Source organism: Streptomyces griseomycini (assembly GCF_014203535.1).
GTDB classification, from domain to species: domain Bacteria; phylum Actinomycetota; class Actinomycetes; order Streptomycetales; family Streptomycetaceae; genus Streptomyces; species Streptomyces griseomycini.
This window is the reverse complement of the sequence record NZ_JACHJI010000004.1, coordinates 263,241-287,114: the sequence shown is the minus strand read 5'-3', so window position 1 is coordinate 287,114 and position 23,874 is coordinate 263,241. Positions and strand designations below refer to the sequence as shown.

At 74.4% G+C, this 23,874-nt stretch carries 16 protein-coding genes and 1 pseudogene; 9 read left to right on the top strand and 8 right to left on the bottom strand.

The window, feature by feature from the left end; translation table 11 throughout:
* Positions 1–129 precede the first annotated feature (129 nt).
* Positions 130–474, bottom strand: coding sequence for a trypco2 family protein (locus tag FHS37_RS13120; protein ID WP_229889851.1), 345 nt, complete (start codon positions 472–474; stop codon positions 130–132).
* Positions 475–574: 100 nt separating this feature from the next.
* On the opposite strand from FHS37_RS13120, the gene FHS37_RS13115 reads away from it, so the two are divergent.
* The 5 genes from FHS37_RS13115 (at position 575) to FHS37_RS13095 (ending at position 8,044) form a co-directional block, all read left to right on the top strand.
* A complete protein-coding gene (locus tag FHS37_RS13115) occupies positions 575–1,897 on the top strand; it encodes a S1 family peptidase (RefSeq protein ID WP_184820517.1) in 1,323 nt (440 codons plus the stop codon).
* A gap of 46 nt (positions 1,898–1,943) precedes the next feature.
* Positions 1,944–4,253, top strand: a complete 2,310-nt coding sequence (locus tag FHS37_RS13110; protein ID WP_184820515.1) for a tetratricopeptide repeat protein — start codon at positions 1,944–1,946, stop codon at positions 4,251–4,253.
* A 124-nt stretch (positions 4,254–4,377) separates the two neighbouring features.
* Complete coding sequence (locus FHS37_RS40475) at positions 4,378–5,766, top strand: vWA domain-containing protein (protein WP_184820513.1); 1,389 nt, start codon at positions 4,378–4,380, stop codon at positions 5,764–5,766.
* A complete protein-coding gene (locus FHS37_RS13100; protein ID WP_184820511.1) occupies positions 5,763–6,788 on the top strand; it encodes a hypothetical protein in 1,026 nt (341 codons plus the stop codon). The genes FHS37_RS40475 and FHS37_RS13100 overlap by 4 nt, the downstream gene beginning before the upstream one ends.
* Complete coding sequence (locus tag FHS37_RS13095; protein ID WP_184820509.1) at positions 6,785–8,044, top strand: ABC transporter substrate-binding protein; 1,260 nt, start codon at positions 6,785–6,787, stop codon at positions 8,042–8,044. Before FHS37_RS13100 ends, FHS37_RS13095 begins: the two co-directional genes overlap by 4 nt.
* 271 nt (positions 8,045–8,315) lie before the next feature.
* Here FHS37_RS13095 and FHS37_RS13090 read toward each other — a convergent pair whose 3' ends face one another.
* Positions 8,316–8,507, bottom strand: a complete 192-nt coding sequence (locus FHS37_RS13090; protein WP_184820502.1) for a DUF397 domain-containing protein — start codon at positions 8,505–8,507, stop codon at positions 8,316–8,318.
* Positions 8,504–8,716: pseudogene (locus tag FHS37_RS38810) on the bottom strand (Scr1 family TA system antitoxin-like transcriptional regulator); the annotation flags it as partial. The pseudogene FHS37_RS38810 and the gene FHS37_RS13090, both read right to left, overlap by 4 nt.
* 283 nt (positions 8,717–8,999) lie before the next feature.
* On the opposite strand from FHS37_RS38810, the gene FHS37_RS13085 reads away from it, so the two are divergent.
* On the top strand, positions 9,000–9,224 hold the full coding sequence (locus tag FHS37_RS13085; protein WP_184820500.1) for a DUF397 domain-containing protein: 225 nt from the start codon (positions 9,000–9,002) through the stop codon (positions 9,222–9,224).
* 79 nt (positions 9,225–9,303) lie between these two features.
* On the top strand, positions 9,304–9,771 hold the full coding sequence (locus tag FHS37_RS13080) for a hypothetical protein (RefSeq protein ID WP_184820498.1): 468 nt from the start codon (positions 9,304–9,306) through the stop codon (positions 9,769–9,771).
* Positions 9,772–9,848: 77 nt separating this feature from the next.
* On the opposite strand, the gene FHS37_RS13075 is transcribed toward FHS37_RS13080, so the two are convergent.
* Both FHS37_RS13075 and FHS37_RS13070 read right to left on the bottom strand, forming a co-directional pair.
* Positions 9,849–10,922, bottom strand: a complete 1,074-nt coding sequence (locus FHS37_RS13075) for a hypothetical protein (protein WP_221499741.1) — start codon at positions 10,920–10,922, stop codon at positions 9,849–9,851.
* A 58-nt stretch (positions 10,923–10,980) separates the two neighbouring features.
* A complete protein-coding gene (locus FHS37_RS13070) occupies positions 10,981–12,450 on the bottom strand; it encodes an aldehyde dehydrogenase family protein (protein ID WP_184820496.1) in 1,470 nt (489 codons plus the stop codon).
* A 288-nt stretch (positions 12,451–12,738) separates the two neighbouring features.
* Here FHS37_RS13070 and FHS37_RS13065 point away from each other — a divergent pair, with 288 nt between their 5' ends.
* Together FHS37_RS13065 and FHS37_RS13060 are read left to right on the top strand one after the other, a co-directional pair.
* Positions 12,739–14,403, top strand: a complete 1,665-nt coding sequence (locus tag FHS37_RS13065) for an IclR family transcriptional regulator domain-containing protein (RefSeq protein WP_308439461.1) — start codon at positions 12,739–12,741, stop codon at positions 14,401–14,403.
* Between the two features lie 274 nt (positions 14,404–14,677).
* On the top strand, positions 14,678–15,709 hold the full coding sequence (locus FHS37_RS13060; protein ID WP_184821121.1) for a hypothetical protein: 1,032 nt from the start codon (positions 14,678–14,680) through the stop codon (positions 15,707–15,709).
* A gap of 128 nt (positions 15,710–15,837) precedes the next feature.
* Here the strand turns inward: FHS37_RS13060 and FHS37_RS13055 are convergent, their stop codons facing one another.
* From FHS37_RS13055 to FHS37_RS13045, 3 genes are read right to left on the bottom strand one after another with little or no spacing between them, the layout of a single operon-like run.
* Positions 15,838–16,977 (bottom strand): glycine amidinotransferase, encoded by a 1,140-nt coding sequence (locus tag FHS37_RS13055; RefSeq protein ID WP_184820492.1) that lies wholly within the window; start codon positions 16,975–16,977, stop codon positions 15,838–15,840.
* Between the two features lie 34 nt (positions 16,978–17,011).
* Positions 17,012–17,212, bottom strand: coding sequence for an MbtH family protein (locus tag FHS37_RS13050; RefSeq protein WP_184820490.1), 201 nt, complete (start codon positions 17,210–17,212; stop codon positions 17,012–17,014).
* Entirely contained in the window at positions 17,209–23,865 is a 6,657-nt protein-coding gene (locus FHS37_RS13045; RefSeq protein WP_311136964.1) for a non-ribosomal peptide synthetase, read from the bottom strand. Before FHS37_RS13045 ends, FHS37_RS13050 begins: the two co-directional genes overlap by 4 nt.
* Between the last annotated feature and the right edge of the window lie 9 nt (positions 23,866–23,874).

Sequence of the window (23,874 nt, the reverse complement as noted above, 5' to 3'; positions counted from 1 at the left end):
CGCCGGAGGCCCGGTGCCGCCGGAGGCCCGGGATCCCGGATCCCGGATCCCGGAGGAGACCTGGTCCGCCCCGTCCCGTGTGCGCCCTCCGGATTCCCCGGGGCGCACACGGGTGCCGCCGTCCTCGGGTCACTGGCCCCGCAGGAGGGAGCCGCCGTGCGACCCCGGCCGGTGGTGGGCCGCGGCGTCCTCTCGACTCACCTCGTGGTGACGGCCGTCGGGGCGGGGAAGGGGCTTGAGGGCGACCTCGATGCGGTGCGTGGAGTCGTGGCTCACCGAGCCGCCCAGACGTGCCTCGATCACGCCCAGGCGCAGACCCGCACCGCCCTCGCCGGCCCGGTGGAACTGCACCGAGAACTCCAGGCTCACCTGCTCCACGGTGAACCGCCAGTCGCTCTCCGCGCCTTCGGCCTGGGCCCGCGCCAGTTCCGCGCGAACCGCGCCGATGGCCTCAGCGAGACCGATCGGTTCCATCTCCCCCATGACAACACACCGCCGTCTTCCGTCGGTTGACCGATCCACCCGGCTCACAAGTCTAGGGACGCACCATGCTTTGCACGTAGTGTGAGACAGCATGGGGGAACTGCGTGCGGACTGGAGGCTCAGGCTGCGGCGCGAGGACGCGCACGGCCCCGTCTGCGGCGCCGGCGTGCTCGTCGACCAGTACACGGCGCTGACCTGTGCCCACGTGGTGCGCCACCCGGATGCCGTCATGTGGCTGGAGTTCGCCGAGAACAGGGAGATCGAGCCGGTCTCCGCACGCGTCATGCCCGGCGGCTGGCTGCCGGAGGGCGCCGACGGCGAGGACGTCGCCGTGCTGCGCCTGGACAGTCCTCGCCCGCAGGCGCGCCGCGCCCCGCTGGAGACCGGGCTGTGGGGCGGGATGGAGGTGTACGCGACCGGTTACGCGGAGGGCTTCGACGACGGCATGAGCCTGTGGGGGCGCATCGGCGGCGCCAGCGGCGAGCGGGTGCAGCTCGACGCCGTCACCAAGGCCGAGGTGGTGCGCGCCGGCTTCAGCGGCGCCGCCGTGTGCACCCGGCCCCGGGAAGGCCGTCCCGCCCGTGTGGTCGGCCTCGTGGTCAGCTGGCGCGGCGACCTGGGCGCACTGCTGCCCGAGGACAACCGGCTCTCCTTCTCGTATCTGATCCCCATCGACCGCATCGCCGAACTCTCGCCGGTCATCAGGGAGTTGAGCAGCCCACGGGCCTGGGACCACGGCTTCGAGGAGCGGTTGACCCGGTGGTTCGACGACCCGGACGAGGACCCGGTGAAGATCACCGTGGTGCCTCCGGGCAGCGGCAAGGACCGCTCGCTGCGCCATCTGACGCACCGTGCCCACGTCGTCCACCGCGGCGGCGCCAGCAGGCCGGACCTCATCGACCACGCCCTGGACCAGGTCACCTTCCCGGCCGGCGAGTACCTGGCGTACTGGGACTGGCTGCGCGGCGCGGGGCCCCGGCCCGCGCGGGCGGCCGACCGTGCGCCCGGCCGGCCGGTCACGGTCCTCGTCGACGGTCTCGACGAGGAGCCCCGGCCGGGTCCCCTGATCGATCTCCTGGTCCGGTTGCGGGTGTTCGGCTTCCGGCTGCTGCTCGTCTTCCGTCACGAGGGCGGCCCCGGCTGGACCGCGTCCCGCGACCTGCTCCTGCGGCCCGCGCTGCTGCGCCACGCGGACGCGCTGCTCGACCGCCTGGAGCGCGCGGAGTTCAGCCGGGCGCTCCGCCTCGGCGTCGTCGACAGCGCCTCCCTCGGCTCCGTGACCGAGACGGCCGACCGGCACCGGGCCGCGCGCCGCCTGATCGACGACGTGCGGGACCCGCAACAGCAACTCACCCGGTTACGCGCGCTGATCAGGACCCTGCGCGCCGACCTGAGCACCCACGGGGGCCGGTGATGCGGTGCTCCGCCCGGCCCGGGCGAGGGAGGAGGACGACGAGAGGATGACGACCTGTCCGCACCGGCGCTTCACCGGAGCCCCCTGCCGCGGCACCGTGCTGCCCACCGGCTACTGTGCCGCATGCGGCCGCGCGGAGAACGGCCCCGGGCTGCCCGCCCTGCCGGGGGACCCGCGGGAACTCGGTCCCCGCGAGCTCCTCGCGCTCCCCGAGCGCGAGCCGCGCCCCGCCGGGGAACGCCTCATCCGTCCCGAGGCGCCGCTGCGCATCCGCATGGGCTGTTCGTCCGCCGACTGCGGCATCACCTTCGAACCGCCCTACACCGAGGGCCCGGTGCCGCTCGAGGGGTTCTGCCCGGCCTGTGGCGAGCGCTACTCGTACCGGCCCGAACTCGCCGAGGGCGACCTGCTGCGCGACCAGTACCGGATCATGGGACCCATCGCGCACGGCGGCCAGGGCTGGGTCTACCTCGCCGAGGACACCCATCTCGGTGACGTCGTCGCCGTCAAGGGACTGCTCAACCGGTACGAGCACGACGGCGCCCGGCTCGCCGACGTCGAGCGCCGCAACCTCGTCGCCATCCGCCACCCCCGCATCGTCCAGATCCGCGACTTCGTCGCCCGGAGGGACGACACCGGTCAGGTCACCGGTGGCTACATCGTCATGGACGACGTCGGTGACGGCACCCTCGCGAAGGTCGCCGAGGAGGTCCGGCGCGGTGAGTCCGTCCTCGACATCGAGCACGTCGCGGCGTACGGCTGCCAGATCCTCGAAGCCTTCGTCCACCTGCACGCCGACGGCGAACGGGTCTTCGTGTACGGGGACATGAAGCCCTCCAACGTGGTGCACCACAAGGACGGCGTCAAGGTCATCGATCTCGGCGGCATGCGCGAGCAGGGCCAGGTCCAGCCGCCCGCCCACGTCACGCCCGACTACATGGCGCCCGAGACCGGGACGTCGGCCGTGCCCACCGTCGCCCACGACCTGCACACCGTCGGCGTCACCCTGCGGGAACTCGCCCGCTGGGCCGTCACCGAGGTGCCCGGCCTCGGCACCGCCTCCTTCCAGCGGGTCGTCGACCGTGCCGTGCGGACCGATCCGGGCCGCCGCTTCGCCGACGCCCGTGAGATGCTCGGCCAACTGCGCGGCGCCCTGCGGGAGATCCGCGCGCTGCGCGGCAAGAGCGACCCGCCCGAGCCCTCCGACTACTTCCGGCCGTCCGCACAGCTGCTCGGCGCCCGGCTCGGCACGGTGCCGGGCATCGGGCACTGGCTGGACCGCCCCCGCCGCGACCGGTACGAGCCACCCGTGGCACCGGCCCTCGACCTCGGCGCCCCCACCCCCACCGAGATCGCCGGCTGCCTGCCGGTGCCGAGGCCGTACCCGGGCGATCCGCAGGCCGCGCGGTTCGCGGTGAGCAGCGGCTACGACCCGGGCCAGCTCCTCGAGCAGGAGGACGAGAAGCCGCGCTCGGTGGAGATCTGCCTGCACAACGTGCGCGTCCTGCTGGGCCGGAACACGCGCGGGGACCTGCAGCGGGCCCAGGAGGAGCTCGACACGGCCGACTCCATCCCCGGGCCGTCCGCCGTGCGCCGGTGGCGGCTGGAGTGGCACCGCGCCCTGCTCGCGCTGCGCAGCGCCGACCTCGACGGCGACCCGCGGCAGGTCGCCGGGGCCAGGACCCACTTCACGCGGGTCCACCTCGAACTGCCCGGTGAGTACGCGCCCAAACTGGCCCTCGCCTACTGCGCGGAGTGGCTCGGCGGCGACACGGCCGGACCCACGGCCAGGGAACTGTACGAGGCGGTGTTCGCCCGCAACCCCGCGCACGGCGGCGCCGCCCTCGGCCTGGCCCGGCTCGCGCTCCGCGCACACGACCGCCGGGCGGCCATCGACGTGCTCGGCCGGGTGCGGCAGGGCACGCTGGACCACACCGTCGCCCGGATCGCCGCCCTGCGCATCCGCGCGGCCCGGCTGCCCGGGGACGGTGATCCGCTGCCCGCGCCCGCGGAGGTCGACGCGGCGCTGGCCGAACTGCACGGCCTCGTGGGCCGAAGACCGGGCGCCGGGGAGCCGGGCCTGTCCGAGGACGAGGCGCTGCGCCTGAGCACCGAACTCCACGAATGGAAGCTGGACGCGGTGCACGGCCTCAGCGACCGGCCCGGTTCTCCGGGAAGGGGGGCCGGACGGCTCGACGCCCGCGCCCTGAGACGTCTGAGCGCGCCGGAGCGCGAGTTGCGCGAGCAGTTGGAGTCGCACTACCGGCGGCTGGCGGAACACCACCAGGAGTCGGCCGCCGCCCACGAACACCTCGTGGACCTCATGCACGCGGTACGGCCCCAGACCGTGTTCTGACCGCACGACGGACCGGACCCGACGGACCGACCCCGAAGAACCGGCCCCGAAGAACCGGATCAGCACCCGGCACCCGGCACCCGGTGTGCACGGCGACGAAGGCGAAGGAGCGGTGACGTACGACATGAGCAGCCACACCCGGCCGCCGCAGCCGGGCATCCGACTGCACGTCGACCTCGACGGCGATCTGCGCCCGCACCGGAGCGCGAAGATCGAGGCCCGTCTGCGGGTCGACGTGGCCGCCGACGGCGCCCCCACCGACCTGCCCGCGGTCCAGCTCGCCGTGATCATCGCGGTGGACGTCGCCGAACCCCACCGGGCAGCCGTCCGGCACGCCCTGCCGACAGCGCTGCGCGCGCTGCCCGACCGCATCTCCTTCGCCGTGCTCGGCAGCGGCCCCGAGCCGGTCCGGTGCTACCCGCGGGGTGACGACGAGTGGGCCGTCGCCGACCGGGACGAGCGGCGCCGGGCCGCCTTCGTCGCGGGATCGCTCCCGCTGCACCGGGAGGGTCCGCGTCCTGCCGGGTACGCCGCCTGGGTGGCCGCGGCGCGCGCCCTGCTCGCCGGCCGGCCGGTGTCCGTACGCCACCTGGTGCTGATCACCGACGGCAGCAGCGCCGCGGGCGATACCCGCCTCGAGGAGGAACTGGACGCGTGCGCGGGGCAGTTCACCTGTGATGTGTTCGCCGTGGGCACGGACTGGGCTCCCGACCCCCTGCTGGCCCTCGCCGAACGGCTGCACGGCACGGCCGAGTTCGTGGACGACGGGCTCGGCCACGCGATCACCGCCGCCATCCAGCGGCTGCGCCGGGTGCACACGCCCCGCCTGCCGATCGAGGTGACCGTGCGGCCCTCCGTACGCCAGGTCTCGCTCAGCGAGAAGGCGCCCCGGCCGCACCGCCTCGGCAGGCTGCCCCGGCCCGGCCGGCCGCACTGCTGGAGCTTCCCGACCTACCAGTGGGAGCAGGGCGGACGCGACTACCTGCTCACCCTGGTCGCCGACTCCGACGCCGACCCGCTGGAGACCGAGCTGCAGTTCGCCATGGTCTCCGTCGGCGACGTCCACGTGCCCGTCACCGCCCGCTGGCACCTCCCCGGGCAGTCCCCGCACCACGCCCCGGCGGGCGCCGACAGCGTGCGCAGCCTCAACGCCACCGCCATCATGCGGGACGACCTCCGCCGGGGACTCGTCGCCCTCCAGGAGCACCGGTGGGACGCCGCCAGGCGGTACCTGGGGCAGGCCGCCCGGCTGGCGGTGCGGTTCGGCGCGGACTGGGTGCTGGACGAGATCCACGCGGTCGCCGACGTCGAGGACGCGGCCGCGGGGCGGATCCGGCTGCGCACCGTCGACGCCGGTGCCCTCGGCCCGCTGATCCTGCGCGCCGGGTCCCGTCCCGGCGGCCCCCCGGCCGAAGCCGTCGGCGCGCGGCCGGGCCCGCGCTGCCGCGGCTGCGGCACCCCGGCCGGGAGCGAGGCCCGTCACTGCATCGCGTGCGGGGAGAAGCTGCTGTGACGGCCGGACGCGCCGCCTCCCGGCTCCGGTACTCCCCCGCCGCCTTCTGGCGCAGACGCCTGAGCCCCTGGCGGACCCGCCGGCTGCTGGAGGCGCACCTGCTGGTGCTGTTCCTGCTCACGGCCGTGGCGGCGACCGCCCTGTTCCTCTCCTGCCGTCAGGCCCAGCACGGCGCCGAAGCACTCGCGTCCCGCGAGGCGCCGGCCGTGCAGGGGCTCGCCGCCGCCCGGCTCGCGGTCCTGCGTGCCGACCAGGAGGCCCACGCCCTGGTCAGGATGAACCTCATCGGCGTCGCGGGCTCGGGCGAGACCTACCGGTCCCAGCTCTCGGCCGCCGACCAGGGTCTGTCCCGGATCGCCGACCGCACGGACCAGGACCTCGGCACGGTCAAGGGCCTGCTCACCACCTACAGCAACTCGCTCGGCCTCGCCACGTCCCTCTACCGTGACCACCCCCTCATGCCGGAGCAGAAGCTCCAGGAGGCGGAGTCGCTGCTCACCCGCGAGTCGGTGGGGCTCACCCACCGCCTGGACGCGCTGCAGCGGGTCCAGCTGGAGCACGCCGAAGCCACCGCCACCATGGGGCCGTGGCAGCGCGGCGGGTGGTGGGTCGCCGAACTCGCCCTGGCCGCGGTGGCGCTGACCCTGCTCTCGGCGCTGTTCGTGCTGCGCGACCGCTGCGGCCGTGACTGGAATCCGTACCTGCTCGCGGCCTTCGTCCTCACCGTGCTGCTCGCGGTGGTCCCGCTGATGACGACGTACTCCACCGTGGACGATCTCGGCGGGGCGCTCGCGGACCTGCGGCAGATCACCGACGTGTCCCGGCGTGAGGACGGCCCGGGGCTGGCCGAGGCGCAGCAGCTCGTCACGGAGAAGTCGGAGGAGGTCCGGGAGGAGACGGCCGAGAACGCCTGGACCGACACGGTGTACCGGGGCGCTCTCGTCGGCAGCACGCTGGCCATCGTCCTGCCCGTGCTGGGGCTCGGTCTCCGGCTCGACAACGACTACTGGAGGCGACGGTGACCCGGCGGTTCAACGTACTGGTGTTCCTCGTGGTCATGCTGCTGATCGCCGCCGGCGGCATGGTGGTGGTCTGGGCGCAGCACGACGACGAGGAGCCGGTGACCATCCTCGGGACGTGGACGGCCAAGCAGGCGGAGCAGTTCGAGACCGTGCTGCGGGACTTCGGCATCCCCTTCCGCTACCAGGGCACCGCGGCCCAACGGGAGGTGCTGCTCTCCAAGGTGCAGTCGGGGGAGCCCCCGGACATCGTGATCATGCCGGGCATCGGCGAACTCGCCGAATACGCCGACCAGAAGCTCCTCAAGCCGCTGAACGGCCTCTACGACCCGCAGGAGTACGGCGCGCCCTGGAAGTCGACCGGCTCGTCCTCCGAACACGTCTACTGGGTCCCGGTCAAGGCGGACCTGAAGAGCATCGTCTGGTACCGCCGGGGCCACGAGCCGCCCGGTGCACCGGCTCCCCTGAGGAGCTGGTGCATCGGCATGGGCGACGACGGCGCCTCCGGCTGGCCCGGCACCGACTGGATCGAGGACCTCGTGCTGCAGCAGCACGGCCCGGACGTCTACGAGAAGTGGGCGCTGGGCGCGGACGGGACACAGTGGTGGCGCAGCGGTCCGGTGCGCACCGCCTGGGAGGCGTGGGCCGGTCTGCTCCGGCAGGACAGGGAGGCGGCCAGGGACGCCCTGCTCACCGACCACCGCGGCGCCCCGGACGGCAACGGGCTGCTGTTCGACGGCCGGGACGGGTGCGCCCTGGAGCACCAGGGCTCCTTCGCGACCTCCTTCTACAAGGACGACGCGCGGCACGCGCGCCTGACGGACTCCGCCCCGCTCCTGCCCGGGGGCGGCAGCCGGGTGCGGGCCCGCGAGGTGACCGGCGACTTCGCGGCGCTGTTCAGCGACCGCCCCCAGGCCCGTGCGCTGATCCGCCGGCTGGCCTCCGAGGAGGGCCAGCAGAAGTGGGCCGACCGGGCGGACGTCTTCTCGGCGAACCCCCGGGTGAAGCCGCGGGGCGGCGCGGTCGAACGCGAGATCGCGCGGCGGCTCGGTGCGGGACCCCGCTGCCTGGACGCGTCGGACGTCATGGCACCCGCCGTGCGGGACGCCTTCTACGAGGCCGTCCTGCTGACCATCGCCAGGGCAGCCGCCGGCCAGGACCCCGACATCCCGGATCTCCTGCGGGACGTGCAGAGGGTGCAGGACGCGCAGTCCGCCGGCAGCAGAGCGGCGCCGAAGACGGTGTGCAGTACGCGGTGAGCGACGGGGGCCCTGCCGCACGGGGCACGGCGGCGGTGCCGCCGTCGTGGGAGCGGTTCTCCGCACCGGATGCGGTGGAGGCGCCGGGCCCTCCACCGCGGGCGAAGAGCGCCGCCCAGCAGCCGAAACCCGCGCCTGCGCGCGACCTCGGTGACCGTTTCACCGACCGCGCGGCCCTCGGCCACGGCCCCACGGACGAGACCAGGGGCTCCCGAACGCGGTGAGGGCGTGCCGTCCGCCACTTCGGCGGACGGCACGCCCTCACGTTCGCTCAGCGCTCGGACGCGAACCGTACGAACCGCCCCCAGCCCTCACGGCCGACGGCGAAGGCCGGGCGGGTCACGTCCTTGGAGTCCCGTACGTGGACGGCCTGTTCGGCGACCGCGACCTCCACGCAGCTGTCGCCCTCGCTGCCGCTGTAGCTGGACTTGAACCAGGCGAGTTCCGACGTACCGCTGCTCATAGCTCTTCTCGCAGTCGCTCCGGCAGGGCCCGGGATTCCTTGGGGTTGAGGGCCTGTGAGCGCAGTGTGTCATAGCGTCGGCAGAGCAGACTCATCTCTTTCGCGTCGGAGATCAGCCGTCCGTTCTGCTGCCCTTCGGAGTACCCGAGCCGCCGCCCCTCCGGGGTTTCCAAGATTCGCATAGGCCCGTCCAGGCACCCATGGAACTCCGAGGCTCCTCACGCCGCCCCGCGTCCACCTCCAGCCTGACGGAAAATCCGACGTACCGTCCACTCTCCGTGTCCGTACGCAGACTCAGCGTACGGGGTGCCACACTCGTCCCCGCCCCCCGACCGCCGCCCTGAGCTCACGGAGAGCCAGGAGAAACCGTCCGCACCCACCGCTCACCTGCGGAAACAACCGGACGGCCACCTCCCCTCCCGTGCACTCCCGCCCACCACGGGCGGCGGCGGCCGGTCCTGGCCGCGTTCGGACGAGCTGGAAGGTGCAGTCATGAAGAACGGAACCAACCTGTACGCGCTCGACATCAGCGGGGCCTCGTTCACGAGGGCGTGCGGCGGCCCCTGCACCGAGGGCTGCGTGACCCCGGCCCGGATCGGGGAGGACGCCTGGGCCCTGGGTGACAGCAAGCGGCCGGACGCGCAGCCGCTGCGGTTCACCACCGAGGAGCTGGACGCCGCCGGTACCGACCCGGCGCGCTTCGGCCTCGGCGCCTGACCCTCCTCCCCTCCCCGCCGCCGGCCGGACCGGGTCCCTCCCCGCGTCCGGCCGGCGCTCCTCGCAACGGGAGCAGCCCGTGCACCACCACGCCTACCTCTGGACCGGCCCGAAGGCACGCTTCGACGACGAGGCCCTGCGGCGGCCCCCGCACCCCGATCCGCCCCCGGCCGGGAGCAGGCCGGAACTGGTCGAGCGCTACCGCCAGGTGGCCGCGGAGTTCCGCACGTCGGACCTCCCGCCGCTGGAGACGGCGTACTGGCTCGTCAAGCCCCGCTCACTGGTGCGGGGCACCTGGGACGAGGCGAAGGAGGCGGCGGCCTGGCTCGGTGAGCGGCCGGCCGAGTACGCCCCGCGGTTCGCGGTGGAGGGTGACCGGGACACCGCGCGCCTGGCCCGGCTGGTGGACGCCGCCGCCGAACGCCTGCGCTCGGGCGCCGACGTGTCGTACGGCTGCTACCTCGAGCGCCCCTCGTACCTCACCCTGGCCGTGGTGACGTGCTCCCCCAACCGCGCGGTTCCCGGACTGGCCTGTCCGTGCGCGTAGTCGGCCGGGATCTTCCCGTACCGTGCGGGCGCCTCGGCTTCGGTGGGCGCACCGGAGGGGGTGACAGGCCAGGCAGTTCACTGGATCAGGTCGGTGTGCGGATGCTCGGGGGAGGTCGGGCAGACGTAGAGCTGCATGTTGTCCGTGCTGCCCACTTCGACCCTCGTCGGCTGCGCGGGGGACTGGCCGGCGCGGTGACCGGCGGCGCGGGCGGCAGTTCGGTCCTCGTACGGCACCCAGCCGTGCGTACCACCGCCCCATTCGAAGGAGGCGATGGTCAGCAGCGGGACCATCTGGGCGTCGCAGACAGCGCAGTACCGGCGGTACGGGTCGGTGCGGCCCCACGGGGGCCAGCCACCGACCTTCCAGCCGGGAGCGTCGGCCAGGTTCTCGTCGTAGAACTCCGCCGGATAGACCGCGTACGAGCTGTCCACGTCCGCACCGGCGGCCTGCCATCTGCTCCAGTCCCCCACCACCTGCCTCAATTCGGGGCTCAGGTCAAGGCTGTTGGGGTACTCGGTGATCGCTTCCGGTGCCAGCAGACACGGCTCCGGCACGTAGCCCGGGTAGTTGGCCTCATACGGTTCCGGTGGCGTGGCGAGGACATCGACGACCGAGGCGGCGGACCGCCAGAACACCGCAGTCGCGGGCTTCCAGTCCGGCTCGTGGTCGTAGGGACACCAGAGGACCTGGAGCAGATCGGCCTCTCCGGGCGGCCGCAACAGGGGCACGTCGCGCAGATACAGCTGGGCCACGGGCAACAGGGGGACCGGACACTCCGCGGGCCAGGGAGGGCCGGCGTCGAGTCGCTCCTCGTACCTCGCGGCATTCTGTTCCAGGGTCGCCTCCTCCTCGGACTTGGACGAGGGACCATGGGGGTCCTCGTGCAGCCGGGCCAGCCTGAGCCTGTCGAGCCGCACTCCTGCCGGCGACTGGCGAAACCCGCTGTCACCGTGCAGGTGCGCGTCTTCGCAGTGCGGCCAGGGTTCCTCGGCCGGCCACAGCAACGGTCCCCCGACCGAGCTGTCCCTGACCGAAGGCGATCCCGGGCGGGGATGCAGCCGGATCGCGGGACGCGCCAGTGGAGCCAGTTCGGGAAAGACCTCGGTCACCTCGACAGGCCGCGGCGGAGTCGTACGTACGAAAACCATGCCGGTGATCCTGCCACCAGCCACCGACAGTCCCCTGCCACCTCGATCGACGTCCATGTCAGATCGGGAACTTCGCGTGGCCCCTGGCCTGCGCGGTGACCCAGCGGGTGTCGGTGAAGGCCTCGGCGCCGGCCTGTCCGCCGAAGCGGCCGTAGCCGGAGTTCCTCACGCCGCCGAAGGGAGCCTGCGGTTCGTCCGCGATGGACTGGTCGTTGACGTGGACGATGCCGGTGCGCAGACGGCCGGCGACCTCCAGGCCCTCGGCCAGGTTCTCGGTGATGACGCCCGCGGTGAGCCCGTACGGGGTGTCGTTGGCGAGCGCGACGGCCTCGTCGGCGTCGTCGACCACGTGGACGACGGTCGCCGGGCCGAAGATCTCGTCGTGGTAGATCTTCATGTCCTCGGTGACCCCGGTGAGGACGACCGGGCGGATCAGGGTGCCCGGTTCCTCGATCTCGCCGGTGCCGGCGGCCAGTTCGGCGCCCCGGGAGACCGCGTCCGCGATCAGCGCCGAGACCCGGCGGGCGGCGGCCTCGTTCACGACCGGGCCGACCGCCGTGCCCGGGTCGCCCGGGTCGCCGCAGGGCAGTGCCCGGACGCGGGCGGCGAACCTGGCCGTGAACTCGTCGGCGACCGCGCGGTGGACGATGACCCGGTCCACGCACATGCAGATCTGGCCCGCGTTCATGAAGGAGCCGAAGACCGCGGCGTCCACCGCGTAGTCGACGTCCGCGTCCTGAAGCACCAGCAGGGCGTTCTTGCCGCCGAGTTCGAGGACGGCGGGCTTGAGGTGCCGGGCGGCCTGGACGCCGATGGCGCGGCCGACCTCCGTGGAGCCGGTGAAGTTGACCATCCGCACCCGGGGGTCGGCGATCAGCGCGGAGACCACCTCGGCCGCGTCGGCACGGTCGTTGGTGACGACGTTGAGCACGCCCGCGGGCAGTCCGGCCTCGTGCAGGACGTCCGAGATCAGCAGGCCGCAGGCGATCGGCGCGTCCTCGCTGGGCTTCATCACCACGGTGTTGCCCAGCGCGATCGGCATCGCCACCGCGCGGACGCCGAGGATGACCGGCGCGTTCCACGGCGAGATCGCGGCGATCACCCCCTTGGGCACCCGCACCTGCGCGGAGTGGACGCCGTCGGCGTCGGTGGCGAGGACCTGGCCGGTCGGGCGGCTGACCTCGGCCGCCGCCTCCAGCAGGATGTCGGCGGCCAGGTGGGCGTTGAAGCCCGCCCAGGGCGCGACACCGCCGACCTCCGCGGCCATCAGCCGTACGACCTCGTCGGTGCGCTCGGCCATCAGCTGCGCGGCGCGCAGGAGGATCCGGCGGCGTTCGGCCGGCTTGGTCGCGGCCCACGCCCCGAACGCGGCGTCGGCGGCGTCCACGGCACGGCGCACGTCGTCCGGGGTGCCCGCGGCGACCTCCGCGCAGACGGCGCCGGTCCAGGGGCTGACGTCGGACGCGGTGCGGCCGGAGGAGGCGGGGACCTCCCGGCCGTTGATGACCAGTCCTCGGGAGAGGGACACGGGGTGCTCCTGACGGGGGACGTGAGGGCTCGGACCTCGGCGGGCGCGGGTGAGGGGGACGACGGTCCGGCGGGGCACCTTCCGCAGCGCACCGGGCCATTTTTTCGCTGAGTGAACTCATGTTCGTTGACTGAATGTGCCGAGTCTGTGCGATCGTCGAGACGGCTGTCAATGGCCGGTAGCGTTCTCCCGGCGACGGGTTCGGCCCCATGCGCCGGGGGGCGACAGACAGGAGGAAGTGCCATGGCGCCGGGCGTTCCGAGGACGGCACCGACGGCATCGGCGCCGGTGAGCCCTTTGCCGGCCGACCCACCGGCGGAAGCCGCCGGGCCGCTGGAGCGCGGGCTGACCGTGCTGCGGCTCGTGGCCGACGCCCCCCGCTCCGTGCGCCCGGGCGACCTCGCCCGCGCGACCGGCCTGGCGCGTTCGACCGTCGACCGGATCACCGCGACCCTGACCCACCTCGACTACCTGCGCGCCGCGGGACGCGATCTCGCGCCCGCTCCGCGCCTGATGGAATTCGGCAACGCCTACCTGCACGCGAGCGGCGCGTCCCGCGCGCTGCGGCCGAGCCTCGAGCGGCTGGCCCGCGCCCTCGACGAGTCGGTCTCGGCGATCGTCCTCGACGGCTGCGACGCACGCATCGTCGGCACGGCCGTCCCGCCCGGCCGGGTGATCCCCCTGGGCTTCCGCGTCGGCGACCTGCTGCCCGCCGAGCGCTGTGCGGCCGGCGCCGTGCTCGCCACCGGGTGGCGGCCCGAGACGTACGACGCGTGGCGGGCCCGCCGTGCCGCCGACCCCCTCGACGAGAACTTCCCGGCCGTCCCCCCGCGCCGCACCGCCGAGCCCCCCGGGCGGACGGAGGCCGACTTCGCCGCCTGGACCGCGGCGGCCGACGCGGACGGCTGGGCGCTGGACGACCAGTTGGTCGCCCCGGGCCTGGTCGCACTGGCGGTCCCGGTGCGGGATCCCGACGGCCGGCCCGTCTGCGCGATCAGCGTGCTCGCGCACACCGGCCGCCACAGCGGCGACGCACTGCGCGCGCACGCGCTGGCCACGATGACGGAGGAGGCCCGGCGCATCGCGGACGCGCTGTACGGCACCTCGCGGGCGGCCGTCGTGCCGCCCGCCGCCCCCGCTCCCGGCTACGCCGACGCCAAGCCCGAACTGGGGCCGTCCTTCCTGCAGGCACTGGCCAGGGGCCTCGCCGTCCTGACCGCGCTCGGAGGGCGGCGCGGTGGGCTCACCCTCGCCGAGGCCGCCGGGGCCGCCGGACTCTCGTATCCCAGCACCCGCCGCAATCTGCTGACGCTCCGTCAACTGGGCTACGTCGAACAGCGCGGCCGCCGCTTCCTGCCGTCCCCGCGCGTCCTGGAGCTCGGCTACGCACGGCTGTCCACCCTCACCCTCGCCGACATCGCCCAGCCCCACCTGGCCGAACTGGCCGGACGAGTACGGGAGTCGGCCTCGCTCGCGGTCCTCGACGGCACCGAGGTCCACTACGTGGCCCGGGCCGCCACCGAACAGATCACCAGCGCCCGGATCACGCCCGGCACGCGACTGCCCGCGTACGCCACCTCCATGGGCCGGGTGCTGCTCGCGGACCTGCCCGAGGCGGAGCGGCGGGAACGGATCGACGCCCTGCGCCCCCGGGCCCTGACCCCGCACACGCTCACCTCGCCCCGCGCGCTCGCCGCCACCCTGGACCGGGTCGCCCGTGAGGGACACGCCTTGGTCGACCAGGAACTGGAGGCGGGACTGCGCTCGCTGGCCGTGCCGGTCCGGGACCGCAGCGGACGGGCCGTCGGGGCCGTGAACATCGCCCTGCACGCCGGTCCCGAGCCGCCCGAGCGCACCGGGGACGCCCTCCTCCCCGCGCTGCGCGCCTGCGCCGCCCGCATCGAGTCGGACCTGGCCGTCGCGTTCGCCGACGGCCCCGTGCGGACGGGCTGACCGCCCCGGCGGCCCGGCATCCCGGCGTCACCGTGGCGGTGTGCGCGTTCGGCGTCGTCGGCGACCGCGTCGGGCACGTCCGGGGGCGGTCGCGACGGGAGCGGTACGGCGCGGCCCCGGCGGGCGCGCTCTCCTCCGGGCGGGCCCCGCCCCACGGGACGTACAACCGTTCGAGGTGTTGATCGGTCTCTTCAACGACCGCTCCGGTCGCACTTACGAGGAGACAGTCATTTCCGCCATACGCAAGACCCTCACCGCCACCGCCGTCGCCACCGTGGTCCTGGCCGGCTCCGCCGCCTGCGGCACGGTGGAGAACCTGTCCGCCGGACAGAAACTCGACCAGGCCTTCGACAAGCTGGGCAAGGAGCGCTCGCTCTCCTTCGAACTGGACCTGGACACCGACGCCGAGACGCTGAAGGCGCTGGACGCCGGGGCGGAGCCCGGCGAGGAGATGCCCGACGAGGTCGCCGAACTGCTCAGCGACGCAAGGATCTCCGTCTCCGTGCAGTCCAGGAAGCCACTCGAGAAGTCCGGCGAGAAGGACTTCAGCGCCATGGCCATGAAGTTCAGCGGCCCGGACGGCGACCTGTTCGAGTACCGGCTGGTCGGCGACTACACCTACCTCCGCGCCGACGTGGACGCGCTCGCGCAGGCGACGGGCAACCCCATGCCGCCCGTCGACGAGCTGCCCGCCGACGCCGGGGCGTTCAAGAAGCTCCTCGGCGGCGAGTGGATCAAGATCTCGACGAAGGAACTGGAGGACACCGGCGGGTATGTGACGGGAGGCCAGGCACCCGGGGACGAAGAGCCCCCGGCGGAGCCCACGCTCGACGCCAAGACGCAGAAGAAGATCACGAAGGCACTGCGGCAGGTCGTCGCCCGGGAGGTCGACTTCAAGACCTCCGGCGGGTCGGACGGCACCGAGCACATCAAGGCCACGGCTCCCTTCCGCACCCTGCTGACCGAGCTGTTCGACGAGCTCCGCCCGCTGACGGAGGAGCTGCCGCCGGGGGCCGAGGTCCCGACGGCCAAGGACCTCAAGGACGCGCCGAACGAGAAGGTCACGGCCGACTTCACGCTGAGGAACGGCGAGCTGGCCGAAGTGTCCGTCGATCTGGCCGGGTTGGCGGAGAAGGCGGAGGTCGAGAAGTTCGCGCTGGTGCTGCGCGTGGGCAAGGGCGAGAAGGCCACGGCTCCGGCGGGGGCCACCGAGGTGCGGATCGACGAGCTCATGGGGGGCTTCTTCGGCAGCATGCCGGACGAGGCGTTCGGAGGAGAGGGCCTCCCGGAGGACACGCTGGAGTGACACCGCCCGGTGCCGGTGACGGCATCGGCACCGGGCCGTCCGCCGACAGCGCGTCCGGCGGTGCGCCGGACGCGCTGTGACGCGTCCGGCGCACCCGGTCCGCGGCCGGTGGTGCGGACCGGACGGGCTCAGACGAGAGGCGTGTAGTCGAGGCGCGGGAAGTAGTCCTCGCGGGTGCCGGTGCGGCGGACGTCCCAGGTGGCGCAGTGCAGCGATCCGCCGTACTCGAAGACGTGCCGGAAGGGCACCGTGAAGACCTCGAAGCCGAGGCCGGACAGCAGGTCCTGGAGGGGCTTCTCGTTCTCCTCGCAGACGACCTTGGTCGGGGAGATGCTGAGCACGTTCATCGACAGCCACTTGGAGGACTGGCAGTACTGCGGCATCTCGTCGTTGGTCAGCACCGGCTGCGGGGCGTCGACCAGTTCCCAGTCGTTGGCGAGGAACATCTTCTCCTCGCCCTCGCGCAGCGGGCGTTCGGGGTTGGTGAGGATCAGGCCGGGACGCAGCGGCACGAAGGTGCAGTCGATGTGGGAGGGGAAGAAGTCCAGCGGGAAGTGCACGGTGTGGACGCGGAAGCCGCGCGGCTCCAGGTGCTGCTTGAGCCAGCGGATGCCCGCCCGGTTGGTGGTCATGGACTCCTGGACGAGGACGTCCCGGCCGAGCCGGCTCATGTCGGCGGCGTCGAAGACGACCTCGTCCTGGGTGACGCAGAACTCGAAGGCGTGCATGCGCTCGTGCCGCTGCTCGAGCGGCCAGTCCCAGAACTCCTCGCGGTACATGCCGTCCGCCATCGAGGGCTTGGGCGCGGTGGTCCACCGCACCCGCGGGTCGGCGTTCCAGTACTCGTAGACCAGCTTGCGGTACGGCTGGTACTCGAAGTAGCGGGCCCGGCGCGACATGGTGGCCTCGACGATCTCGTTGCCCAGGGTGATCATCACGTCGCGCGGGCAGACCGAGCAGTACTGGTTCTCGACCTCGAAGTCGGGTGTGGTGAGCGGGCGGGAGAAGTCGTGCGGGGCGGGCCGGCGGACCGTGACGCCCTGGGACTGCAGGAGGCGGACGAGTCCGTCGAGTTCCTCGTTGGCGAGGTCGATCGCCTCCTTGGACTTCGGACCGGTCGGGAAGGGCATGCCGGGGGAGTCGCGGACGGCGGGGCGGCTGCCCGGCTCGGTGGGCTCGAAGCAGGCGTTGTCGGCCGAGCCGACGACCATCTCCTCGAGGGGATCCCATTCGTTCCAGGAGTTGACGACCACGGAGTCGTTCTGCATGGGTACGGCCACCTGTCTGTGAGGGCGGGGCTGGTTACGCGTCGGCGAGGCTCGCCGGGCGCATGTCGGTCCAGTTCTGCTCGATGTGATCCAGGCAGGTCCGGCGGTCGCTGTCGGCCAGGACCACGTCCCAGCCGGGCGGCACCAGAGCGAAGGCGGGCCAGAGGCAGTGCTGGCGTTCGGCGTTGACGAGCACGTGGAAGGTGCCGTCCTCGTCGTCGAAGGGGTTGGTCATGTCGTTCTCCTGGTGGGTGGTGCGGTCCCGGCGCCGGCCGGTCGTGCGGTGAGCGCGGCGGCGAGGGCCCGGGGTGTGCGGTGGCGGAAGACGGCCGAGACGTCGGTGCCGAGGCCCAGCTCGGCCTCGATGCGGCCGGTCAGGCGCAGCGCGGTCAGCGAGTCGCAGCCGAGGGCGAACAGGTCGTCGTCGGCGCCGACGGCCGTACGTCCGAGGACCTCGGCGGCCAGTGCGCACAGCCGCCGTCCGACGGTGTCCGGCGAGGGCGCGGAACCCGCGCCGGGGCGGAGGAAGCGCCCGGTCGGGGCGGTGAGTTCCCGCGGCAGGGCGGTCAGCAGCCCGTGCAGCCGGGCGGCCACCCGTTCGCCGGTTCCGGCGTCGAGGAGGTCGGCGCGGTGGCCGATCTCCAACCGGAGCCGGCTGCCGGGCGCGACCATGAGCTTCAGCGGGTAGTGGTACGGGTCGTGGCCCGCCAGCCCGGTCAGGCGCAGGCCGTCGTCGGGGCTCGGGAGGGCCTGGGCGGTCGGGAAGTTCTCGAAGACCACGCAGCTGTCGAAGAGCGTGCCCCGTCCCACGGCCCGCTGCACCTCGGCCAGGGCGAGGTGGTGGTGGGGCAGGAGCGTGGCCTGCTCGCCCTGCAGGCGGCGCAGCAGGTCCGCCACCGGCTCGCCGGCGTCCAGGCGGACCCGGACCGGCACGGTGTTGATGAGCATCCCGACCGTCTCGGCGACGTCCGGCAGATCGGCCTCGCGGCCGGAGACCACGGCGCCGAAGACGAGGTCCCGCTGTCCGGTCAGGTCGTGCAGGCACAGCGCCCACGCCGCGCGGACCAGGGTGTTCGGCGTGACGCCGTGGCCGCGGGCCGCGTCGAGCAGGGCGGTGGTGTCCGCCTCGGACAGCTCGACGGTGAGGGTCTCCGGCAGGGTCCGCACGCGGGCGGTGTCCCGGCCGGGGCACACCAGGGTGGGCGCCGGCAGGTCGGCCAGGGCCTCCGCCCAGGCGGTGCGCGCCCCGTCCCGGTCCTGTGCGGCGAGCCAGCTCAGGTGGCCGGGGTGGTCGCCGGGGGCGGGCAGGCCCGCGGCGTCGCCGTTCCGGTCGAACAGCGCCAGCAGGTCCCGCAGCAGCAGGGAGGTGGACCAGCCGTCGACGAGCAGGTGGTGCACGCTCAGCACCAGGTGGTGCCGGTCCTCGGCGAGCGCGAGCACGGTGCAGCGCATCAGCGGCGGCGCGGCGGGGTCGAAGCGGCGGTGCCGGTCGGCGTCCAGCAGTTCGGCGCGGCGGGCGTCCTGCTCCGGCCCGCGCAGTCCGGTCAGGTCGTGCACCCGCCAGGGCATCCGGACGTGTTCCACCACGGCCTGCACCGGCTCGCCCGAGCGCCGCTGGAGGAAGGCGGCGCGGAGCGTCGGGTGGCGGCGCAGCAGGGCGTCGCAGGCCTGCCGGAACCGTTCGACGTCCAGCGGTCCCTCGGTCTCCAGCGCGATCTGCACGGTGTAGACGTCGAGGCCGGCGCTGTCGTAGCGGGCGTGGAAGAGCAGGCCCTCCTGCGTCGGCGTCATCGGCAGCAGCCGTTCGACGGGCAGCCCGGTCCGGGCGGCCAGCCGGGCACGCTCGGCGGCGTCCTCCCGTGCGGTGCGCGCCGGGCGCGCGGTGCCGTGGGCGACGAGGGCCCGCAGGGCCGCGAACCACAGGTCCGCCAGTTCGCCGGCCTCGGACTCCGTCAGCAGCCGCCGGGCCCACCGCCAGTGGGCGACGAGCCGGGGTCCGGCCGGGCCCTCCTCGACCACGGCGTCGACCTCGACGACATGGGTCAGCGGCATCCGCGGGTCGGCGCCGAGCGGCAGCGCGTCGGACTCGGGCGCGATGTCCCAGTCCGCCTCCCCGGCCGCCGGACCGCTCTGCCGGCCCAGGTAGTTGAAGCACAGCTGGGGCGTCGGGCGGGCGGCCAGGTCGGCCGCCGTCCCGGGGTTGAGATGGCGCAGCAGGCCGTAGCCCAGGCCGTGGCGCGGCACTCGGCCGAGCTGGGCCGCGACCCGGCGCACGGCCTCGCCGAGGCGGTCGTCGGTCGCGGGGTCGCCGCCCTCGGGGCTCCAGTCGGGGAACCCCGGGTCGAGGCGGACGGGGTACAGGGAGGTGAGCCAGCCGACGGTTTCCGACAGGTCGGCCTCCTGCTCGAGCGGTTCGCGGCCGTGGCCCTCGACGTCGATCAGGACGGAGGTGTCGCCGGGGTCCGGGCCGCGCCGGGCGGCGAGCGCGAGGGCGAGGGCGGTGAGCAGCACCTCGTTCGTGCGGGTGCCGAGCGCGGTGGGCACCGTGGCGAGCAGTTCCCCGGTCAGGTCCTCGGGCAGGGTGCGGCGCAGTTCGCCGGCGGTGGCGTGGATGTCCCGGGAGGGCGACAGGCGCGCCTCGGTCAGGGCGGGGCCGTCGGTGGCCAGGGTCCGCCGCCAGTGGGGGAGCTCGGCGAGGACGTCCGCCTCGTGCGCCGCCCGGTGCAGCGCGCCGCTCCACTCGGCGAGCGGCAGCGGCACGGGGTCGAGCCGCACGGGGGCGCCGGACGCGGCGGCGTGCCAGGCGGTGTGGAGGTCGGTGAGCAGGGTGTGCCAGGACACCGCGTCGACGGCGAGGTGGTGGACGGTGACGAGCAGCCGCCCCGGCCGCTCCTCCCCCGCGTCGAACCAGGTGACCCGCAGCATCGCGCCGTCGCGCGGAGCGAGGGCGTCGGCGTCCTCCGCGGCGTGGGCGGCGATCCGGCGGCGCAGCTCCTCGTCCGGGGCGGTCGGGGTGTCCGGGGCGTCCGAGGCGTTCAGGACGGAGACGTCGACCCGCCGTACGGCGTCCCGCGGCGCCGCGTGCGGGGCGGGGTCCACGGCGAGGGACCCGTCCTCGCGCAGCCGTCCGCGCAGCGCCTGGTGCCGGGCCAGGACGGCGGCCACGGCGGTGCGCAGCCGGTCGGTGCCGATCGCCGGCGGGACGCGCAGCAGGGTCGACTGGTGGAAGGCGTCGTAGCCGCCGCCGTGTTCGCGCAGCCGCCGCATCAGGGGTGTGGCGGGGACGACGGTGACCGTGTCGGACTCCGCGCCGGCGGCCGGCCGCTCCGGTCCGGGCCTCGCGGGTGCGGGCTCCTCCGCCAAAGCGGCCAGGGCGGCGGCCGTGCGGTGCGTGAACACCTGCTTCGGCGTCAGCCGCACCCCCGCCTCACGCGCCCGCGCCACCAACTGGATCACCGTGATCGAATCACCGCCGAGACCGAAGAAGTCCTCCTCGACCCCCACCGCCTCCAACCCCAGCACCTGCCCGAACAGACCCGCCAGCGTCACCGCGGGATCCACGGCACCCGGCACCGGGGTCGGCTCCGGTCCGGGCCTCGCGGGTGCGGGCTCCTCCGCCAGGGCGGCCAGGGCGGCGGCCGTGCGGTGCGTGAACACCTGCTTCGGCGTCAGCCGCACCCCCGCCTCACGCGCCCGCGCCACCAACTGGATCACCGTGATCGAATCACCGCCGAGACCGAAGAAGTCCTCCTCGACCCCCACCGCCTCCAACCCCAGCACCTGCCCGAACAGACCCGCCAGCATCGCCGCGGGATCCACGGCACCCGGCACCGGGGTCGGCCCGGCCTCCACGGGTCCCTCCGGCCGCTCGGACCGCTCCGGCCGCTCGGGGGCGGGCAGGGCGGAACGGTCGACCTTGCCGTTGGGGGTGAGCGGGAGCTCGGTCAGCGGGACGAAGGACGAGGGCACCATGTAGGCGGGCAGCCGCCCGGCGATCCGGTCGGCCAGGCCCGTCAGGTCGCTCCCCGGGCCGGGCACCACGTACGCCACCAGGCGGGGCGCCCCGCGCCGGTCCTCGCGCACGGCCGCGGCCACCCGGGCGACCGCGGGGTCGGCGCCGACCACGGCCTCGACCTCGCCGAGTTCGATCCGGTGGCCGCGGACCTTGACCTGGTCGTCGGTGCGCCCGGCGTAGACCATGGTGCCGTCGGGCCGCCACCACGCGAGGTCGCCGGTGCGGTACATCCGGGCGCCCGGCGCGCCGAACGGATCGGCGACGAAGCGGGACGCGGTGAGGCCGGGGCGTCGGGCGTAGCCCCGGGCCAGGACGTCACCGCCGACGTACAGCTCGCCGGGGACGCCCGGCGGGACCGGGCGCAGCCAGGGGTCCAGGACGTAGAGCCGCGCGGCGGGCACGGGCCCGCCGATCGGCACCGCGCCCCGGGGCAGCGGGTCGCCGGGTTCCAGGCGGTACTCCATGCAGCCGACGGTCGCCTCGGTGGGGCCGTACTCGTTGACGATCGTGGTGTCCGGGTGGCCGGCGCGCCACTCGGCCAGCGCCTCGCCGGTCAGCTGCTCCCCGCCGAGGACGAGTTGTCCGGTGGGCGAGTACCAGTCGGCGGAGGCGACGAGCACCGGCAGGTGGCTGGGGGTGGCCTTGACGAAGGCGGGCGGCCTGGCACCGGCGCCGACCGGGGCGTCGACGTCGGTCAGGTCGACGACGCGGACCAGGCCGCCCGCGGTCAGGGGGCCGAGGACGCCCGTGACGGTGAGGTCGAAGGACGGCGGCGAGTGCACCAGCGCCTGGTCGGCCAGGCCGGGGTAGGCGGCACGGGCGAAGGCGAGGTAGCCGTCGACCGTGCGGTGCTCGACGACCACGCCCTTGGGGCGGCCCGTGGAGCCGGAGGTGTAGATCACGTACGCGATGTCCTCGGGCCGCACGTCGACGGCCGGTGCGGGCCCGTCGAACGCCGCCAGGGCCGCCCGTACGGCCGGGTCGCCGAGCGGGACCAGGGCCGGGTGCCCGGCGAGGGCCGGGTGCCCGGCGTCGGCGCAGACGACGGCGGCGGGCTCGGCGTCGTCGAGCATGAAGGCGATGCGCTCGGCGGGGTGGCCGGGGTCGATCGGCACGTACCCGGCGCCGGCCTTCAGCGCGGCGACCAGCGCCACGATCAGGTCGGTACCGCGCGGCAGGGCGACGGCCACCAGGTCGCCGCGGGTGACGCCCCGTTCGGTCAGGAGCCGGGCCAGCCGGCCGGACTCCTCGTCCAGTCGGCGGTAGGTGAGGGTGCGCTCGGCGTCGGCCACGGCCGGGGCGTCCGGGGTGGTCCGCGCCTGTTCCGCGAACCGCCGGGTCAGCGGGGCGGGTTCGGGGACCTCTCCGGAGCCGCGGCCCCATGTGCCGAGCACCCTCCGGTGTTCCTCGGCGGTCAGCAGGGGCAGCCGGGCGACGGGGGCCGTGGGGTCCTGCGCGAAGGCGTCGAGCAGCAGGCGCAGGCGGGAGCCGATCAGCTCCATGCGGTCGTCGTCGAACAGGTCCCTGCGGTAGCTGAGGTGGAGGCTCAGCCGGGGGCCTGCGAGGGCGACGACGCTGAGCGGGTAGTGGGTGGCGCCGGTGATCTCCTGCCCGCCGGGGGCGTCCGGGCCCTCGGTGGCCCCGGTGCCCCGCTCCTCCTCCCCGGCCCCGGTGTCCCGTGTCCCCTCCCCGGCCTGCAGCAGGGGGGCGACGCGCAGGCCGGGGACGGCGTCGCGCAGGGTGTCCCAGCCCAGGGGCGCGTCGCCGAAGCTGGTCGCGGTGTCGAACAGCGGGCCGTGGCCGGCCAGGCGCCGCACGTCGGCCAGCCCGAGGTGCTGGTGCGGGGCGAGGGCGAGCTGTTCGTCCTGGATCCGGGCGAAGAGCGCGGCCAGCGGTTCCCCGGGATCGATCCGTACCCGGACGGGGACGGTGTTCATCAGCAGGCCGACGACCCGGTCGGCGCCGGGCAGACCGGCCGGGCGGCCGTGCACGGTCTGCCCGAACACCACGTCGTCGCGCCCGGTGAGCAGGGCCAGCAGCAGCGCCCAGACGCCCTGGACGACGGAGTTGAGGGTGAGGCCGTGCCGGCGCGCGGCCCGCTCCAGCGCGCGGCTGGTGTCCTCGGGCAGCGTGACGCGGACCAGTCCGGGAAGCGTTCCGTCGCCGGCCTCGGCGGCGCCGGGTGCGACGAGTGTCGGCTCGGCCAGGCCGGCCAGCGCCTCGCCCCAGGCCCGCTCGGCGGCGGCCCGGTCCTGCCGGGACAGCCAGCGCAGGTAGTCGGCGAGGGGGGTGAAGGGAGCGCCGGTGACGGTGCCGCCGCCTGTGGCGTGGTGGTGGTACCGGGTGAACAGGTCCTCCAGCACCAGCGGCACCGACCAGCCGTCCAGCAGGATGTGGTGGTAGGTCAGCACGAACGCGTGCCGGTCCGCGGCGAGCCGGACGAGCGCGAACCGGATCAGCGGCGGGTCCGCCATGTCGAAGCGCCGCCGCCGCTCCTCCTCCAGGAAGGCGACCAGCTTCTTGACGCGTACGGACTCCTCGTCCCCCGCGAGGTCGAGCGCGGTCCAGGACGTGGCCGCGGTGCGGCGGATCAGCTGCACGGGCTGCCCGCCGGCGCGCTCGCGGAAGCCGGCCCGCAGCGCGGCGTGCCCGGCGAGCGTGTCCGCGCACGCGGCCCTGAGCGCGTCGGCGTCGATCCGGCCGGTCAGCTCGAAGGGGGCCTGCACGGTGTAGACGTCCGCGCCCTCGGGGTCGTACAGGGCGTGGAAGAGCATGCCCTCCTGGAGCGGGGTGAGGGGCAGTGCGGCCTCGATCGGCGACGGGGCGGTGCTCGGCGACGGCCGGCGGTCGTGCGGGGCGGCGTTGGTCTTCACTGTGAGGTC

Bases quoted from the DNA above. Each gene is read 5' to 3' on its own strand.
- FHS37_RS13120 (WP_229889851.1), bottom strand. From the start codon at position 474: ATGGAACCGATCGGTCTCGCTGAGGCCATCGGCGCGGTTCGCGCGGAA.
- FHS37_RS13115 (WP_184820517.1), top strand. From the start codon at position 575: ATGGGGGAACTGCGTGCGGACTGGAGGCTCAGGCTGCGGCGCGAGGAC.
- FHS37_RS13110 (WP_184820515.1), top strand. From the start codon at position 1,944: ATGACGACCTGTCCGCACCGGCGCTTCACCGGAGCCCCCTGCCGCGGC.
- FHS37_RS40475 (WP_184820513.1), top strand. From the start codon at position 4,378: ATGAGCAGCCACACCCGGCCGCCGCAGCCGGGCATCCGACTGCACGTC.
- FHS37_RS13090 (WP_184820502.1), bottom strand. From the start codon at position 8,507: ATGAGCAGCGGTACGTCGGAACTCGCCTGGTTCAAGTCCAGCTACAGC.
- FHS37_RS13085 (WP_184820500.1), top strand. From the start codon at position 9,000: ATGAAGAACGGAACCAACCTGTACGCGCTCGACATCAGCGGGGCCTCG.
- FHS37_RS13075 (WP_221499741.1), bottom strand. From the start codon at position 10,922: ATGGTTTTCGTACGTACGACTCCGCCGCGGCCTGTCGAGGTGACCGAG.
- FHS37_RS13055 (WP_184820492.1), bottom strand. From the start codon at position 16,977: ATGCAGAACGACTCCGTGGTCGTCAACTCCTGGAACGAATGGGATCCC.
- FHS37_RS13050 (WP_184820490.1), bottom strand. From the start codon at position 17,212: ATGACCAACCCCTTCGACGACGAGGACGGCACCTTCCACGTGCTCGTC.